General features: G+C 69.6%; 12 protein-coding genes. 6 read left to right on the top strand and 6 right to left on the bottom strand.

Annotation, left to right across the window (positions count from 1 at the left end; genetic code table 11):
• Window positions 1–3 precede the first annotated feature (3 nt).
• Together VGK78_RS17700 and kynA are read right to left on the bottom strand one after the other, a co-directional pair.
• Entirely contained in the window at window positions 4–1,572 is a 1,569-nt protein-coding gene (locus tag VGK78_RS17700; RefSeq protein WP_331529046.1) for an ATP-dependent DNA ligase, read from the bottom strand.
• A gap of 95 nt (window positions 1,573–1,667) precedes the next feature.
• Window positions 1,668–2,522, bottom strand: coding sequence for a tryptophan 2,3-dioxygenase (kynA, locus tag VGK78_RS17705; protein ID WP_331529047.1), 855 nt, complete (start codon window positions 2,520–2,522; stop codon window positions 1,668–1,670).
• Between the two features lie 44 nt (window positions 2,523–2,566).
• Between kynA and VGK78_RS17710 the strand changes: the two genes are divergently transcribed.
• From VGK78_RS17710 to VGK78_RS17720, 3 genes are all read left to right on the top strand, one after another.
• Window positions 2,567–4,249 (top strand): FAD-binding dehydrogenase, encoded by a 1,683-nt coding sequence (locus VGK78_RS17710; protein WP_331529048.1) that lies wholly within the window; start codon window positions 2,567–2,569, stop codon window positions 4,247–4,249.
• Between the two features lie 138 nt (window positions 4,250–4,387).
• Window positions 4,388–5,302: a DNA-3-methyladenine glycosylase 2 family protein gene (locus tag VGK78_RS17715; RefSeq protein ID WP_331529049.1), complete on the top strand. Its 915-nt coding sequence runs from the start codon at window positions 4,388–4,390 to the stop codon at window positions 5,300–5,302.
• Between the two features lie 33 nt (window positions 5,303–5,335).
• Window positions 5,336–6,271, top strand: a complete 936-nt coding sequence (locus VGK78_RS17720) for an SCP2 sterol-binding domain-containing protein (RefSeq protein WP_331529050.1) — start codon at window positions 5,336–5,338, stop codon at window positions 6,269–6,271.
• Window positions 6,272–6,277: 6 nt separating this feature from the next.
• Here the strand turns inward: VGK78_RS17720 and VGK78_RS17725 are convergent, their stop codons facing one another.
• A complete protein-coding gene (locus VGK78_RS17725; protein ID WP_414690705.1) occupies window positions 6,278–7,456 on the bottom strand; it encodes a phospholipase D-like domain-containing protein in 1,179 nt (392 codons plus the stop codon).
• A gap of 279 nt (window positions 7,457–7,735) precedes the next feature.
• Between VGK78_RS17725 and VGK78_RS17730 the strand changes: the two genes are divergently transcribed.
• The 3 genes from VGK78_RS17730 to VGK78_RS17740 all read left to right on the top strand — a co-directional run bounded on the left by VGK78_RS17730 (window position 7,736) and on the right by VGK78_RS17740 (window position 13,135).
• The gene (locus tag VGK78_RS17730) at window positions 7,736–8,707 is read left to right on the top strand and encodes a TerC/Alx family metal homeostasis membrane protein (RefSeq protein ID WP_331529052.1); all 972 of its coding nucleotides are present in this window, start codon (window positions 7,736–7,738) and stop codon (window positions 8,705–8,707) included.
• Between the two features lie 148 nt (window positions 8,708–8,855).
• On the top strand, window positions 8,856–10,988 hold the full coding sequence (uvrB, locus tag VGK78_RS17735; protein WP_331529053.1) for an excinuclease ABC subunit UvrB: 2,133 nt from the start codon (window positions 8,856–8,858) through the stop codon (window positions 10,986–10,988).
• Between the two features lie 98 nt (window positions 10,989–11,086).
• Window positions 11,087–13,135, top strand: coding sequence for a phosphoadenylyl-sulfate reductase (locus tag VGK78_RS17740; RefSeq protein WP_331529054.1), 2,049 nt, complete (start codon window positions 11,087–11,089; stop codon window positions 13,133–13,135).
• Between the two features lie 48 nt (window positions 13,136–13,183).
• Here VGK78_RS17740 and VGK78_RS17745 read toward each other — a convergent pair whose 3' ends face one another.
• The 3 genes from VGK78_RS17745 to VGK78_RS17755 form a co-directional block, all read right to left on the bottom strand.
• Window positions 13,184–13,933, bottom strand: a complete 750-nt coding sequence (locus VGK78_RS17745; RefSeq protein ID WP_331529055.1) for a glycosyltransferase family A protein — start codon at window positions 13,931–13,933, stop codon at window positions 13,184–13,186.
• The gene (locus VGK78_RS17750) at window positions 13,930–15,648 is read right to left on the bottom strand and encodes a glycosyltransferase family 4 protein (protein ID WP_331529056.1); all 1,719 of its coding nucleotides are present in this window, start codon (window positions 15,646–15,648) and stop codon (window positions 13,930–13,932) included. Before VGK78_RS17750 ends, VGK78_RS17745 begins: the two co-directional genes overlap by 4 nt.
• A gap of 148 nt (window positions 15,649–15,796) precedes the next feature.
• Window positions 15,797–16,717 carry an NAD-dependent epimerase/dehydratase family protein gene (locus VGK78_RS17755; protein WP_331529057.1) on the bottom strand — a complete coding sequence of 307 codons (921 nt, stop codon included), beginning with the start codon at window positions 16,715–16,717 and terminating at the stop codon, window positions 15,797–15,799.
• Window positions 16,718–16,880 lie beyond the last annotated feature (163 nt).

A 16,880-nucleotide genomic window follows, 5' to 3' on the forward strand; every position in this document is an offset into this window, starting at 1 on the left:
AACCTACCCGCCGTCCGACGAACGGTCGGACCCCGCGGTGACGGCGAGCCGGCGCACCGTCTCGATGGTGTCGGCCTCGTCGACGGACTTGTCGTCGCGGTAGCGGACGACGCGGGCGAACCGAAGGGCGAGGCCGCCCGGATAGCGCGACGAGCGCTGGAGACCGTCGAAGGCGATCTCGACCACCTGCTCGGGCCGCAGCGGTACGACGTACGAGTCGCGGATTGTCTCGGGCTCGACGGCCAGCTCGGTGAACCGCTCGGTCTGCCAGGCGAGCATCTCGTCCGTCATCCCTTTGAACGTCTTGCCCAACATGGTGAACGTGCCGTCGGGGTTGCGGGCGCCGAGATGGATGTTGGACAGCCGGCCCTGGCGGCGGCCGTTGCCCCACTCGACGGCCAGGACGACCAGGTCGAGGGTGTGGACCGGCTTCACCTTGACCCAGCCGGAGCCGCGGCGGCCTGCGGCGTACCCGATCGCGAGGCTCTTCACGACGACGCCCTCGTGACCACGGGACAGCGCGTCCTGGGCGAACTCCTCGGCTGCGGTCGGGTCGTCGGTGATCAGCCGGGGGACGCGATGCTCCTCCGGGACGATCGCGTCGAGCACCTCGAGCCGCTCGGTGCCGGTGGCGTCGAGGAGGTCGCGGCCGTCGGCGTGGAGGACGTCGAAGAAGTACGGCGTGATGGCCACGCCGGCGCCCTCGCCCAGCGCCTGGGCAGTGCGGGACGCCGTCTCCTGGAACGGTCTCGGCCGGCCGGTCTCGTCGAGAGCGATCGCCTCGCCGTCCAGCACCAGGTCGCCGCCGGGCAGCGACCTCACGACCTCGACCACCTCGGGCAGCCGCGGGGTGATGTCTTCGAGGCTGCGGGTGGCGACCACGATCTCGTCGCCGTGCCGATGGACCTGGATCCGGATGCCGTCCAGCTTGGTGTCCACCGCGACCGGGCTCCCCGGACCACCACCGGCCTTCGCGACCGCGGCCGTCACGTCCGGCGCCGTCGACGCGAGCATCGGCAGCACCGGCCGGCCGACCTCGAGGCCGATCTGGGCGAGCGCCTCCTCGCCGCCGGTCATGGCGGCGACCACGATCGGCACGGTGCCGCCCGCGAGCATGGCCGCACGGCGTACGGCCGTGAGCTTCACGCCCGACGACGCGGCGATGGCCTCCTGGACGACGGCGTCGAGGGCGCCCTGACGGACGTTTCCGGTCATGACGCCACGCAGCCAGCGCTGCTCGTCGGCGGTCATCCGGGCGAACAGGTCGCGGACGCCCGAGGACCTCAGCTCCTGCGAGCCGGCCCCGGCCATGGCGGCCAGTCGCTCGAGTGCCTCGTGGACCTCGAGCGGGGTCACCGACGGCTGGTCCGCCGGCTCGGGGAGCGAGCTCAGGCCGCGCCAGCCGACCCCGGTGCGGCGCTGCAGGATCGTGCCGCCGAGGTACGCCGTGACCACCGGCAGCTCGTCGACCTCCGCCTCGGCGAGCCGCTCGGCGATGGCGGCCACCTTGGCCTTGCGTGACCGCGTGGCTGCGACCACCCCCGACGTCTCGACCACGTCGCGCAGCAGCATGTGGTCATCTTGCCCGAGCGCACCGACGGCCTGGGAGCGGTGAGGCAGGACCCTTTCGATGCCCGGGGACCGGCCCTTGCTCACCGCCCGTGGGGTCACTCGCCGATCAGGGTCCGCACCTCGTACAGCTCGGGGAAGAAGGTCAGGTCGAGGGCGCGGCGGAGGAAGTCGACGCCGGAGGAGCCGCCGGTGCCGGTCTTGTGGCCGATGGTCCGCTGCACGACCTGGAGGTGGCGGAAGCGCCACTGCTGGAAGTTGTCCTCGACGTCGACGAGCTCCTCGCAGGTCTCGTAGACGCCCCAGTGCTGCTCGGGCGTTGCGTAGACGCCCGCGAACATCTGCACGAGCTCGGGGTTCGACCGGTAGGGCTGCGACCAGTCGCGGTCGAGGGACGCGGCCGGTACGGCGTACCCCTGGCGCCCGAGGTAGCGCAGGAACTCGTCGTACAGGGACGGCTCGTGGAGCAGCGTCGTCAGCTCACCCTGGGCGACCGGGTCGTGGGCGAAGACCTTGACCATCTCGGCGCTCTTGTTGCCGAGGAGGAACTCGACCTCGCGGTACTGCGCCGACTGGAAGCCGGAGGAAGTCGCGAGGAAGGGCCGGATCTGTGCATACTCCGACGGCGTCAGGGTTGCCAGCACCGACCACTGGTCGGTGATCGTGTGCTGCACGTGCTTGACCCGGGCCAACCGCTTCAGCGCCGGTGCGAGGTCGTCGGTGGTGAGCAGCAAGCGGGCGGAGCGGAGCTCGTGGACCAGCAGCTTCAGCCAGAGCTCGGTGGTCTGGTGCTGGATGATGAACAGCAGCTCGTCGTGCTGCGGCGGATCGCTCAGCGGCCGCTGGGCGGAGAGCAGGGTGTCCAGCCGCAGGTAGTCGCCGTACGACATCTGTCGGCTGAAGTCGCGCTCGATCCCCTCCTCGAGGGGTCGCTCGTGGGTGGCGTCGCTCACGGCCCCGACCCTAATCCCGGCGTACGCCGTTATCGTCGCCGCCCATGGACGCCGATGTGATCGTCGTGGGCCACGGGCTCGCCGGGTTGGCCGCCGCCGCGGAGGTCGCCGACGCCGGACGCACCGTAGTCCTCGTCGACCAGGAGCCCGAGCAGTCGCTCGGAGGCCAGGCGTTCTGGAGCCTCGGCGGGCTGTTCCTCGTCGACACCCCCGAGCAGCGGCGGATGGGCGTGCACGACAGTCACGAGCTCGCGCTCTCGGACTGGCTGGGGAGCGCGCAGTTCGACCGCGACGAAGACCTCTGGCCGCGACGCTGGGCCGAGGCGTACGTCGACTTCGCGGCCGGCGAGAAGCGATCCTGGCTCCGGTCGATGGGACTCCGGCTGTTCCCCGTGGTCGGCTGGGCCGAGCGTGGCGACGGCCGGGCCGACGGACACGGGAACTCGGTGCCCCGCTTCCACATCACCTGGGGCACCGGGCCCGGGGTCGTCGAGCCGTTCGAGCGGCGGGTGCGTGAGCACGCCGCGACCGGACGGATCCGGCTCGCGTTCCGGCACCGGGTGGACGAGCTGGTCGTCTCGACGGGCTCGAGCGCCGGGTCGCGGACGGTGACCGGCGTACGCGGCCGGCTGCTGGCGCCGGACGGCATGGAGCGCGGGAAGGCGTCCAACCGGGACGAGGTCGGGGAGTTCGAGCTGACCGCGCAGGCGGTGATCGTCTCCAGCGGCGGCATCGGCGGCGACCACGACCTGGTGCGGAAGGCCTGGCCCGAGCGGCTGGGAACGCCACCGGCGTTCATGGTCAGCGGCGTGCCGGCGCACGTGGACGGCCGGATGATGCTCATCTCGCAGTCGGCGGGTGCGCAGGTCATCAACGAGGACCGGATGTGGCACTACGTCGAGGGGCTCCGCAACTGGGACCCGATCTGGGCGAACCACGGCATCCGGATCCTGCCCGGGCCGTCGTCGATGTGGTTCGACGCGGCCGGCCGCCGGCTGCCCGCGCCGTACCTGCCCGGCTTCGACACCCTCGGCACGCTGGGCCACCTGCGGCGGACCGGCTACGACTACTCGTGGTTCGTGCTCACGCAGACGATCATCGAGAAGGAGTTCGCCCTGTCTGGCTCGGAGCAGAACCCCGACCTGACCGGGAAGGACGTGAGGCTGCTGCTCGGCCGGGTCGTCGGCGACGGCGCGCCGGGCCCGGTGGAGGCGTTCAAGCAGCACGGGCCGGACTTCGTCGTCGCCGACACGCTGACCGAGCTGGTGCGCGGGATGAACGAGGTCGGCGGGCCGGCGCAGGGCGGCGCGGTCATCGAGGAGCAGGTGCTGCGGCGGCAGATCGAGGCGCGCGACCGCCAGATCGACAACCGCTACACGAAGGACACCCAGGTGGCGTTCATCCGGCAGCATCGTGCCTACCGCGGCGACCGGCTCGTGCGGGTCGCCTCGCCGCACAAGATCCTGGATCCGAGGAACGGCCCGCTGATCGCCGTACGCCTCAACATCCTGACCCGGAAGACGCTCGGTGGCCTGGTGACCGACCTGTCCGGGCGATGCCTGACGTCGTCGGGCGAGGTCCTTCCCGGTCTGTACGCCGCCGGCGAGGCGGCGGGCTTCGGAGGCGGCGGAATGATGGGCTACAACGCCCTCGAGGGGACGTTCCTCGGCGGCTGCCTCTTCTCCGGTCGTACGGCGGGTCGGGCGGCTGCTGCTGCCGTGGGGTGAGAGTGACGGTTCATCACGCTGGGTGGGCGAGCCGGCGCCGGGCCAGGTGAACTCCGCCTGCCAGGTTCGCATTCACCTACCCAGCGTGATGAACCGTCCCGAGCCGGCCCTGTCCCCACCACCCCGTACGTTGAGCACGTGACGGGCGGGCAGCGGCGGGTGTGGCGACCCGACTGGCCCTGCCCGGCCCCGGGTGTTCTCGGCCAGCAGCGGCACGGCGGGGGAGACCCGACGTTCCGGGTGCACGGCGACGAGGTGTGGCGCGGCATCCGGACGCCGGACGGTCCCGCCTCCCTGCGTGTCGCGCCCCGCCCGAGCGAGGGTGACGTCGTGGGCGAGGCGTGGGGGCCGGGTGCGTCCTGGGCCCTGGAGACGATGCCGGCGATGCTGGGCGCCGACGACGACCCGAGCGGCTTCGAGGCGCATCACCACCCGCTGGTGGCCGAGGCGCACCGCCGCCGGCCGCACCTCCGGTTCGGGGCGAGCCACCGGGTCTTCGAGACCCTGGTCGCGGCGGTCATCGAGCAGAAGGTCACCGGGCAGGAGGCGTTCGCCGGCTTCAGACGGCTCGTGCACCGGTTCGGCGAGCGGGCGCCGGGGCCCGGCCGTGACCTCCGGCTCTGGGTCCAGCCGAGCGCCGAGACGATCCGCCGCATCCCGTCCTGGGAGTGGCTGGGGCTCCACATCGACCCCGCCCGCTCACGGGCCCTCGTCCGGGCGGCCACGGTGGCCGACTCGCTCGACCGGCTCGGCCGGGACGACGCCGACGTCAAGCTGCGCATCCTGCCGGGCATCGGCGAGTGGACCTCGGCCGAGGTCAGGTCACGCGCCTTCGGCGATCCCGACGCGGTGAGCTTCGGCGACTACCACATCGCCAAGGACGTCGGCTGGGCCGTGACCGGCACGCCGTACGACGACGACCAGATGCGCGAGTTCCTCGAGCCCTGGCGACCCCACCGCAACCGGGTCGTCGTCCTCCTCCACGGCTTCGCCGGTGGTCGCCCGAGGCGAGGCCCTCGGATGGCCCCGCGCACGCATCTGCCGGTGCGCTAGCGTTCCTGTAACTCCGAGTTACAAGAGGTGCGCGTGACGGACCTGGGCCCGCTCCGGGATGCCGGACCGGCGACGACACGGGACTTCCTCGAGAGCACGTCCGCGGAGGACCTGGTCGCCGCGATCCGGGCAGCGACCGACGACGACCTGCTCGGTGTCGTCGGCCGCGAGGAGGTCCGGTCCGTCGTGGTCGAGGTGATCCTGCGCCGGCTCCACGAGTACGCCGTACCCTCGCGCGTCGCGGCCCTGTGCGGCGTCGTCCGGTTCGACCTGACGCTCGACGACGTCGTGGCGGAGCGCCGGGCGCTCGAGTTCCGCGAGGGCCGGATCACCCTCATCGACCCGGAGACACCCGCCGACGTCGTCCTCACGACCGGTCTCGTGCGGTTCATGCGCCTCGTCGGCGGGGAGCACAACGCCGGCCTGGAGTACCTCGCCGGCACCCTCGCTATCCACGGCGACGCGGCCCTCGCCCTGGGCGTGGGCGGGATCTTCACGGTGCCGGGCACCGACCAGGTGGCGATTGACCCCACCCGGCTGGACCCGGTCGACGTCGCCACCGTCCTGAAGGGCGTCTCCGCCGAGCATCTCCGCACGGTGATGGCCTCCGACTTCCGGCCCGTCGTGCTGGGGGAGATCTTCCGGCGTCTACCCGACTACCTCAACGGGCGGAAGGCGAGGGGTGTCGACCTGACCGTCGGCTTCCGGCTGCTGGGCAACCCGTCCGGCGCCGTCGAGCGGTACGTCGTACGCGTGCGCGACGGCGTGGCCACAGTGGCGACCGGCGACGCCGTGCAGCCGGACGAGCGCGACGCCACCGTGACCTGCGAGGGGCACGACTACCTGCGGCTCGCCACCGGCCACCTCAGCCCGGTCGTCGGCGTCCTCACGGGCGCGCTGAAGGTGAAGGGCGACAAGGCCAAGGCGCTCAAGCTGAGCTCGATCATCGACTTTCCCACAGCTCGATGACCCGGCTCACAGCAGCGGACGCAGCGGGTTGAGGATGAACTCGGTGAACCGGCGGTAGATGTCCCTGGCCTCCCACTCGGCCCTGGTCAGCTCCAGGCTGTTCGACTCGTCGACGCGGAAGATCTCCTCCAGCGACCCCGCGAGGCGACGGTCGATGATCTCGACGTTGATCTCGTAGTTCCCGGTCAGGCTCATCCGGTCGATGTTGGCGGTGCCCACCGTGGACCAGGTCCCGTCGATGGTGGCGGTCTTGGCGTGCACCATCGCGTCGCGGTAGCGCAGCACCTTCACCCCGGCGTCGAGCAGCTGCGAGAAGTAGCCGCGTGAGATCCAGTCGGACACGACGTGGTTGGACTTCGCCGGGATCAGGATGCGGACGTCGACGCCGCGCAGGGCCGCGTCGGTCAGTGCCTGCGCGAAGTCGGGGTCCGGCAGGAAGTACGCCGTGGTCAGCCAGACGTTCGTGCTGGCACGGGCGATGGCCTCGATGTACATCGACCGGATCGGGAACATCCAGAGGCGTGGCACGTTCCGGTGCAGCCGGATCGTCGGCTCCCAGGTCGACGCCGTCTCGAGCAGCAGCGGGCGCTCGCTGGGCCGGAAGCGGCGGCGCCGGTTCAGGTTCCAGAAGTCGGCGAAGGCCCGCTTCAGGTCCCACACGCCCGGCCCGGTGATCCGGATGTGGGTGTCGCGCCACTCGGTGGCGTAGGCCGACCCGATGTTGTATCCGCCCACGAACCCGATCGAGTCGTCGACCACGAGGATCTTGCGGTGGTCGCGGCCGTAGCGCCGCAGGTCGAACGGCCGCCACCCGGCGGCGTACATCGGGTAGCGGAGCACCTTGATCGAGCGGGGGAAGCGCTGGAACCGCGGCGACACGACCAGGTTCGCGAACGCGTCGTAGATCAGGTAGACCTCGACGCCCCGGGCGGCTGCCGCCTCCAGGGCGGTCTTGAACCGCTGCCCGACCTCGTCGCCCTTCCAGATGTACGTCTCGAGCAGGATCTGCCGCTCGGCGCCGTCGATGGCGGCGAGCATGTCGTCGTACAGGTCGGTCCCGAAGGTGTACGTCGTGACCTCGCCGTCGCCGACCGGCACCGTGCTCGGCGGGGCCGTCGGGAACGCCACCGCCCGGTGCTTCCCGCGACGCCGATAGGAGTCGACGAGCGTCATCACGATCGCCATCAGGAACGGCGCCACGACGATCCCGATCACGACCCGGCGCACCAGCGGCAGCCAGCGGTCGGCCGCCGTCGACGGGGAGCGGGAGCGCACCCGCTCAAACTACCCACCACGGACACGCTCCTCGGTCCGATTAGGCTGTCCGACGGAGGGGAGTACTCCCTCGCGGACGCGTCGTCATCACGGCGGGACATCCCGGCCCGGCGCCCCGGCCTCCGGTCAGTGCTGAGCTGACGGGCTGGTGGAGGAGACCTCCGGTACGTCACCACGTCCGGAGGCCCAGTGCACACCTCGGTCCCGATGCCGCTCTGGATCGCGGCGGCGATCATCCTGGTGATGCTCGTCGCCGCCGACCTCGTGGCCGTCTCCCGGCGCAGCGAGCGGCCCACTCTGCGGACCTGCCTGCTCTGGGTCGGCGCCAACGTCACAGCGGCCGCGGCGTTCGGCGTCGCGCTGCTGGTCGTCGACCGGCGCGCCGGCACCGAGTTCTTCGCGGGCTACCTCACCGAGTACAGCCTGAGCGTCGACAACCTGTTCGTGTTCCTGGTCATCATGAACACCTTCGGGGTCCTGGCCGCGGCCCGCGATCGCACGCTGCTGATCGGCATCGTGCTGTCGTTCGTGATGCGGGCGGTCCTGATCGTCGGCGGGACCGTGCTGGTCTCGGCGGCCTCCTGGACGTTCTACCTGTTCGGGCTGCTGCTCGTGTACACCGCCGTCGGACTCCTGCGCGAGCAGGAGCCCGACGAGGAGTTCCAGGAGTACGCCGTGCTCCGCTGGCTGCGCCGGTACCTGCCGCTCTCCCCGTCGTACGACGGCGACCGGCTCCGCACCCGGGTCGACGGCCGCTCGATGTGGACGCCCCTGGTCGTGGTCGTGGCAGCGATCGCGGTCGCGAACGTGGTCTTCGCCCTGGACTCGATCCCGGCGATCCTGGGTCTGACCCAGGACGCGTTCGTGATCCTGACCGCCAACGCGTTCGCCCTCCTTGGACTCCGCCAGCTGTTCTTCGTGGTCGAGGCCCTGCTCACCCGGCTGGTCTACCTGCAGCCGGCCCTGGCCCTGGTGCTCGGCTTCATCGGCGTGAAGCTGATCCTCGAGGGGCTCCGTGGGTCGCACGTCGACCACCTCGGCGCGCTGACGGTGCCCGAGGTCGGCATCCTCCCGTCGCTGGGGTTCATCGTGGTCGTCCTCGGCGTCGCGGCGATCGCGAGCCTCACGATCGGCGCGCGGGAGCCGTCCGAGCCGAGCTGAGACGTCCAGGCGATGGGTTTCGAGACGCGCCGCCCGGTCCCTCTCTTCGTTCGGCCCCGGGCCGGCGCTCCTCAACCTTCGCCCTCGGACGGGAGCCTCGCAGGCTCGGCTCCCGCGGTCGTCGGTGGGCTTGTCTACGCTGGAGGCCATGCGACCAGTGACCGACCTGGAGCGCCGGGTGGCGCCGTTCGAGGTGGTCTCCGACTACCAGCCCAACGGTGACCAGCCGGCCGCGATCGAGGAGATCGTCCGCCGCATCAAGGGCGGCGTGAGCGACGTCGTCCTGCTCGGCGCCACCGGCACCGGCAAGACAGCCAGCGTCGCCTGGGTGGCCGAGCAGATCCAGCGCCCGATCCTGGTGATGCAGCCCAACAAGACGCTCGCGGCCCAGTTCGCCAACGAGCTCCGCCAGCTCTTCCCCCACAACGCGGTCGAGTACTTCGTCTCCTACTACGACTACTACCAACCCGAGGCATACGTCCCTCAGACCGACACCTACATCGAGAAGGACTCCTCCATCAACGAGGAGGTCGAGCGGCTGCGCCACTCCGCGACCAACTCCCTGCTCACCCGTCGCGACGTGATCGTGGTGGCCACGGTCTCCTGCATCTACGGCCTCGGCACCCCCCAGGAGTACGTCGACCGGATGCTGAAGCTGAAGGTCGGCGACGAGCGTGACCGCGACTCGATCCTGAGGCGACTCGTCGAGATCCAGTACACCCGCAACGACATGACCTTCACCCGCGGCACCTTCCGGGTCCGCGGCGACACCCTCGAGATCTTCCCGGTCTACGAGGAGCACGCCGTGCGCGTGGAGTTCTTCGGCGACGAGGTCGAGCGGCTGATGACGCTCCATCCGGTGACGGGGGAGGTGATCAGCGAGGACGACGAGCTGTACGTCTTCCCGGCCACGCACTACGTCGCCGGCCCGGAGCGCATGGAGCGGGCGATCAACGGCATCGAGGCCGAGCTCGAGGAGCGGCTGGCGACGTTCGAGCGGCAGGGGAAGCTGCTCGAGGCGCAGCGCCTGCGGATGCGCACGACGTACGACGTCGAGATGATGCGGCAGGTCGGGTCCTGTGCCGGCATCGAGAACTACTCGATGCACATCGATGGCCGCACGCACGGCACCCCGCCGAACTGTCTCCTCGACTACTTCCCGGAGGACTTCGTCCTCGTCATCGACGAGTCGCACGTCGCGGTCCCGCAGATCGGCGGGATGTACGAGGGGGACATGTCCCGCAAGCGCAACCTCGTCGACCACGGCTTCCGGCTCCCGAGCGCGATGGACAACCGTCCGCTCCGGTGGGAGGAGTTCCTGGAGCGGATCGGCCAGACCATCTACCTCTCCGCGACCCCCGGAGACTACGAGCTGGACAAGGTGGGCGGTGACGTCGTCGAGCAGATCATCCGCCCGACCGGTCTGGTCGACCCCGAGGTGGTCGTGAAGCCGACCAAGGGTCAGATCGACGACCTGATCCACGAGATCAACCTCCGCGTCGAGCGCAACGAGCGAGTCCTGGTGACCACGCTCACCAAGAAGATGTCCGAGGACCTCACCGACTACCTCCTCGACGCCGGGGTCCGCACGCGCTACCTCCACTCCGAGGTCGACACGCTCAAGCGCATCGAGCTGCTCCGCGACCTCAGGCTCGGCGACTACGACGTGCTGGTCGGGATCAACCTCCTCCGCGAGGGACTCGACCTGCCCGAGGTGTCCCTGGTATCGATCCTCGACGCCGACAAGGAGGGCTTCCTGCGGTCGGACAAGTCGCTGATCCAGACGATCGGCCGGGCCGCCCGCAACGTGTCCGGCCAGGTGCACATGTACGCCGACAAGATCACGCCTTCGATGGAGGCGGCGATCGACGAGACCAACCGCCGCCGCGCCAAGCAGGTCGCCTACAACACCGAGATGGGGATCGACCCGCAGCCGCTGCGGAAGAAGATCGCCGACATCACCGAGATGCTCGCCCGCGAGGACGAGAACACCAAGGCGCTGCTGGCGACCTGGGCCGGCACCGAGGCGAAGGGCCGGGCCGGCGGCGTCAAGCCGAGGCAGGGACAGCCCGTACCCGCGCTCGGCCAGCTCAGCGCGGGCGAGCATGCCCCCGACATCTCGGGCCTGCCCAGCGCCGAGCTCGCGGCGTTGATCCAGGAGCTCACCGACCAGATGAAGGCGGCCGCCGCGGAGCTCCAGTTCGAGGTCGCCGCCCGTCTCCGCGACGAGATCGGCGACCTGAAGAAGGAGCTGCGGCAGATGATGGCGGCGACGAGGTAGCGGCCGACGCCCGGGGGAGACGTGGAATCAGGGTTTGACCCGTCCCCGGTGTAGCATCGGAGGGCACTGGACAGCCGCCACCTACAAGGAGTATTTGCGTGGACTACGGCGACGTGCTGTCCGGCACGCTGGCCATGCTGCGCACCATCGCCTCGGAACATCGGCCGGCTGTGCTGGCTAACGCGTTCGGCCCCGAGAGCATGGTCATGACCGACCTGATCTCCAAGCACGACCTCGACATCGAGATCGTCAGCATCGATACGGGCCGACTTCCCGAGGAGACGCATGCCGTCGCGCACAGCGTCCACCGGCGCTACGGCCCGGTCGTGCGGATGGTGAGTCCCGACGCCACCGAGATCAGCGAGTGGACCGCCCAGCACGGGCAGAACGGGTTCTACGACTCGGTGGACCTGCGACACCAGTGCTGCGAGATTCGCAAGGTCAAGCCCCTGCGCCAGGTGCTCGAGGGCAAGAACGCGTGGCTCACCGGGCTGCGCAAGCAGCAGTCCAAGCTGCGCAGCGACCTCACCGAGAAGACCTGGGACGACTCGTACGGGCTGTACAAGTTCAACCCCATGCTCGACTGGACGACCGACCAGGTGTGGGCCTACATCAAGGAACACCGGGTCCCCTACAACAAGCTCCATGATCGCGGTTACGCGAGCATCGGGTGCGCACCGTGCACCCGGGCCATCTCCCCGGGTGAGGACACCCGGGCCGGCCGGTGGTGGTGGGAGTTGGACACCGCGAAGGAATGCGGGATTCACTTCGACCCGACCGTGGGGCGCATGGTGCGCACCAACGCGGAGACACCCGCGACGACCACGGAAGACGAAGCCCCGGCGGCAACCAGCCGGACCGATCTCGCGCCGAGGGAACCGCTCCCGACAGCGGCGACGCAGGACGAGACGCACAACGAAGGGAAGACAATGCGGGTACTCATTCTGGGAGGCGACGGGTTCTGTGGGTGGCCCACGGCCCTGCACCTGTCCGCACGCGGGCACGAGGTGGCCATCGTCGACAACCTCTCGCGCCGCAAGATCGACATCGAGCTGGAGGTCTCGTCACTGACGCCCATCCGGCACATGGGTGAGCGTCTCCGTGCCTGGAAGGAGGTGTCCGGCAAGGACATCGCGTTCCACGACATCGACGTGGCGGTCAACTACCAGCGTCTGCTCGACCTCTTGGAGGACTGGAAGCCGACCGCGCTCGTGCACTTCGCCGAGCAGCGCGCCGCGCCGTACTCGATGAAGAGCAGCCGGCACAAGCGGTACACCGTCGACAACAACCTGAACGCGACCAACAACGTGCTCGCCGCGGTCGTCGAGAGCGGTCTCGACATCCACGTGACCCACCTCGGCACGATGGGTGTCTACGGGTACGGCACCGCCGGCATGAAGATCCCCGAGGGATACCTGCAGGTGAAGGTGCAGACCGACCAGGGCCTCGTCGACCAGGAGATCCTGTACCCGGCCAACCCGGGCAGCATCTACCACATGACCAAGACCCAGGACCAGCTGCTCTTCGCGTACTACAACAAGAACGACCACGTCCGGGTCACCGACCTGCACCAGGGCATCGTCTGGGGCACGCAGACCCAGGAGACCAAGCTCGACGAGCGGCTCGTCAACCGGTTCGACTACGACGGCGACTACGGCACGGTGCTCAACCGGTTCCTGATGCAGGCGGCGATCGGCTACCCGCTGACGGTGCACGGCACGGGCGGCCAGACCCGGGCGTTCATCCACATCCAGGACACGGTCAAGTGCATCCAGCTCGCCCTGGAGAACCCGCCGGAGCGCCACGACCGGGTGCAGATCATGAACCAGATGACCGAGACGCACCGCGTCCGTGACCTGGCCCAGATGATCTCCGACCGGACGGGTGTGGAGGTCATGAACGTACCCAACCCGCGCAACGAGGACGACGAGAACGAGCTCCACGTCGCCAACGACCGGTTCCTGCACCTGGGTCTGAACCCCATCACCCTGAGCGAGGGCCTGATGGAGGAGGTCACCGATGTGACCAAGAAGTACGCCGACCGCTGCGACCAGACCAAGATCCCGTGTGTCTCCGTCTGGAGCGGCGAGTCCGCCGCGGCTCAGGCGAAGGCGCAGGAGGAGCAGTCGGAGACCGCTTCGGTCTGAGCCCGCACGGGGCGCAGTCCACGCGCGAGGGGCCGGTGAGTCGAGGACTCACCGGCCCTGTCGCGTCAGGTCCCGGATCCGGTCGATGGCCATCTCGGGCAGCGAACGCAGGAGCGCCCCGCGTCCGGAGCTCTCCACCATCATCGAGAAGTCGCGCCGGCGCTTGAAGATGATCGTGTCCGGCACGATCAGGTGTCGCCAGCCCCGGGCCATGGTCTCGACCCCGAACTGCCAGTCCTCACGCGAGATGCCGTTGGCGATGTCACGCCGGCCGTAGGGCACCTCGAGGTGTGCCTCGCGGGGGGTCAGGCACAGGGTGTCGTAGCAGTTGCGCACGTACAGGAAGTGCGGTGTGAAGAGCGGCGAGTCCTGGCTGATGTTGTGGTTGAGCTGGGTGCCGCCGTCGAAGATGACGTTCAGCTCCGGGTGTGCGATCACCCGGGAGCCCTCTGCCTCCGCCGCCTTCAGGAGGGTGACACCCGCGGCCAGCCAGTTCTCGCTGAAGAGGTCGTCGCCGTCGAGGAAGGCGACGAAGCGGCCGGCGGTCTGCGGCACGATCGCGTTGCGGATCCGCCCGGGGTCGCCCTCGTGCATGACCCGACGCTCCCAGTCGTCGAAGACGTGCTGGTCGAAGTAGGCGGACGTCCCCTCGGTCGGGTTGTCGAGAGCGATGATGCGTTCGACGGTGTGGCCCGCGGCTCGGGCCGCGGCAACGGCCTGCTCGGCGGACTCCATGGTGGGTCCGCAGACCAGGGTCTCGCTGTGCACCGTCACCACCACGGTCAGGTCCGTCGTCATCGCGGTTCTCCCTCCGAAAGCTCGGGAAGGAGCACCTCGAGGGCGGTGGCCTCGAAGGCTTCGGGGGTGCGCTCCCGGAGCAGGCGCTCCCGGAGGGCGAGCGCCCGCTTCCTGGCGGCCGAGGGGTCGGAGAGGACCGACCGGATCGCGTCGACGTACGCCTCGGGACCCTCCTCGAGCTCGATCGGCCAGGCTTCGTCGTCGACCAGGACCTCCTCGGTCCCGCCGACGCGGGTGCCGACGACCGGCACACCGGTCATCGTGACCTCCAGCAGCAGGCTCGGGACGCCGTCCCAGGCCGACGTGTAGAGCCAGAGGTCGGCCTCCGCGAGGGGAAGCTCCGAGAAGTGGTCGTAACGACCCATCGGCTTCACGTTCTCCGGAAGGAGGCCGCGCTCGCTCCCCAGCACCGCCTCGCCCCACATCCGGAAGTCCACATCGGGCATCTGCCGCGCGATCTCGAAGAACACCTCGAGCCGCTTCTGCCGGTCCCAGCGCCCCGCCCAGAACACCTGCGGCCGTCGCGCTGGGTCGCTGGGCGGTGTGTCGGCCACCGGGATGCTCGCGTCGACCGGTGCCCGGAAGACGTGGATCCGCTCCTGCTGGCCGGCCATGGCCCGGTGGCGCGCGGAGAGCTCGCGGGCGAGGTGCTCGCTGTCGGTGATGATCCCCGCGGCCGTGTCGTAGGTGCGGTAGAAGTACCGGAGGCTCCACCCGCGCCACCAGCCGGTGGCCACCTGTTCGTGACAGAAGTACACGTGGAACACACGCTCGGACGTTGCCAGCGCGGCGCCGTACGCGCGGAGAGCGTGGTACATCATCCGCGAGTTGATGTTGACGATCGCGTCTGCCCGGAAGGTCCGCACCAGCATCACGAGCGCATGCTGCGCCTCCTCGGGACGCAGCGCCGACGAGATCTGCGCGAAGTCGACCTCACGCACTCCTGCGGGGTAGCGCCCGGCGGGGGCCTCGCTGCTCTCGTCGGTGTAGATCACGACGATCTCGTCGGGGTCGATGTGGTGGGCGAGGGCATGTGCGAGGTGCCCCTCCATCCGACGGCCACCTCCCCACCGGCCCTTGTTGACCACGAAGACCAGCCGTGCCGGCCGGAACTCGGCGGCCTCCTGGGCGCTGTGGATGGCTGACACCTCTTGCACGACCAGAAGATGGCTGAAGGGCAACATCCTGGGGCGGGTCGTCTCCACCCATGCTTCGCCGATGAGCGGTTCGATCTCGGCCGCCTTGGCGAACATCTCGCCCAGACCGCCCGTGCGCAGCCGCTGCAGGACATCGCTGCGACGCTCGTGGACTCTCCTCAGGACCTCGTCCGGCTCCAGGCCGAGAAGAGGTGCCAACTCGGTGATCCCCGCGGCCGGATCTGCCAGCACACCGGCCGCTCGGCCGCGGCGGAGCCAGTCGACGTACGGATTCTCGGTCGACTGCAGCAGCTCGGGGTAACGCTCGAGGTATGCCTCCATCGAGAAGTCCGGGCTCGGGCTCTTGAGCAGGGCGACGCCCTCGTCGAGGAAGTGCTGAACCAGGTCGACCGACGGGATCTCGGCCACCACCGGGCTCTGGAGCAAGTAGTGGATGACGTCGAAGTGGTCGCGGACCAGGTCGTATGAAGCGTTCTCCCCCCGGGGCCGCAAGTACGCGCGTGCGACCGCCGCCCGCTGGTCCATCACCGGCCCGAGGAAGGTGGTCTCGACGGGCACGTCGGCCGATGGCAGCCGCGGCGGCACGGAGAGTGCCCGTACCTTGTCGCCAGGCCGGATCATCCGTCGGACGCGGCTCGCCAGGCGGCGCGGCAGGCGACGACGGGACGCATTCTCGGGGGTCTGCACTCGATCCTCTCCGTCGTCCTCAGGCACCGTGGCGGTCGAACCACGTCCACGTGGCTCTCAGACCTTCTTCAAGGCCGGTGCTCGGGTCGTAGCCGAACGCCGCGCGCGCCTTCTCGACCTGGCACCAGGTGTCGCGCACCTCGCCCGGCCGGAAGTCGCGGTACTCGACCTCGAAGTCCCGGCCGGTCACGGTGCGCATCACCTCGATGAGCTGGTTGAGCGTGGTGGGATGCCCGCTGCCCAGCTGGTAGGGGCCCTGGACATCGCTCTCCATGGCCATCCTGATGGCCTCCACCAGGTCGCCGACGTACAGGTAGTCACGCGTCTGGGAGCCGTCGCCGTACACCACGAGCGGGTCACCGGCGATGATCTGCTTGAAGAAGTGGGCGACGACTGAACCCTTGTGGAACGAGCGCGGCCCGTAGATGTTGGAGAACCTCAGGGCACACGCGCTGACGCCGAAGGAGCTGGAGTAGGCGCTGAGGTAGCCCTCGAGCATCAGCTTCGAGGCGCCGTACGGCGAGGTCGGCCGCGGTGCCATCTCCTCGTGAACCGGGGGTTCCACGTCGCCGAGGATGGCCCCGCCCGTGGAGGCGGCGACGATCCGTCGGACCCCGAGCTCGCGGGAGAGCTCGAGGAGGTTGAACGTCCCGATCACGTTGTTGTCGAAGTTGCGCTGCGGGTTCTCGATGCTGTCCATCACCCGGGTGTCAGCCGCCAGGTGGACCACCGCATCCTGCCCCTCGAGCGCGGCTTCCAGGTCGTCCCGACTGGCGAGGTCGCCGTGGATGAACCGGACCTTCTCGAGGTCGAGATGCCTGCGGTCCCCGAGCGACTCGTTGTCGATCACGGTCACAGCGGTGTCGTCGCGCGAGGCGAGGTGATCGGCGAGGTGTCGGCCGATGAAGCCGGCTCCGCCAGTGATCAGGATGTTGTTCATGTGGTGTCTTTCTGTTGTTCGGCACCACCTCCCAGTACCGGATGCGAGGCCCCACGATAACGGTGGGGTGGGGGTGGGGTGGGATCGGCCCGCGGTGTGTGGGGGTTGGTGGTGTGGGTGGTCGTGAGAGGATTCCGGGCGTGGTCCGGGGGTCTGGTGGTGG

This window comes from Nocardioides sp., assembly GCF_036503465.1.
Taxonomy (GTDB): Bacteria; Actinomycetota; Actinomycetes; order Propionibacteriales; family Nocardioidaceae; genus Nocardioides.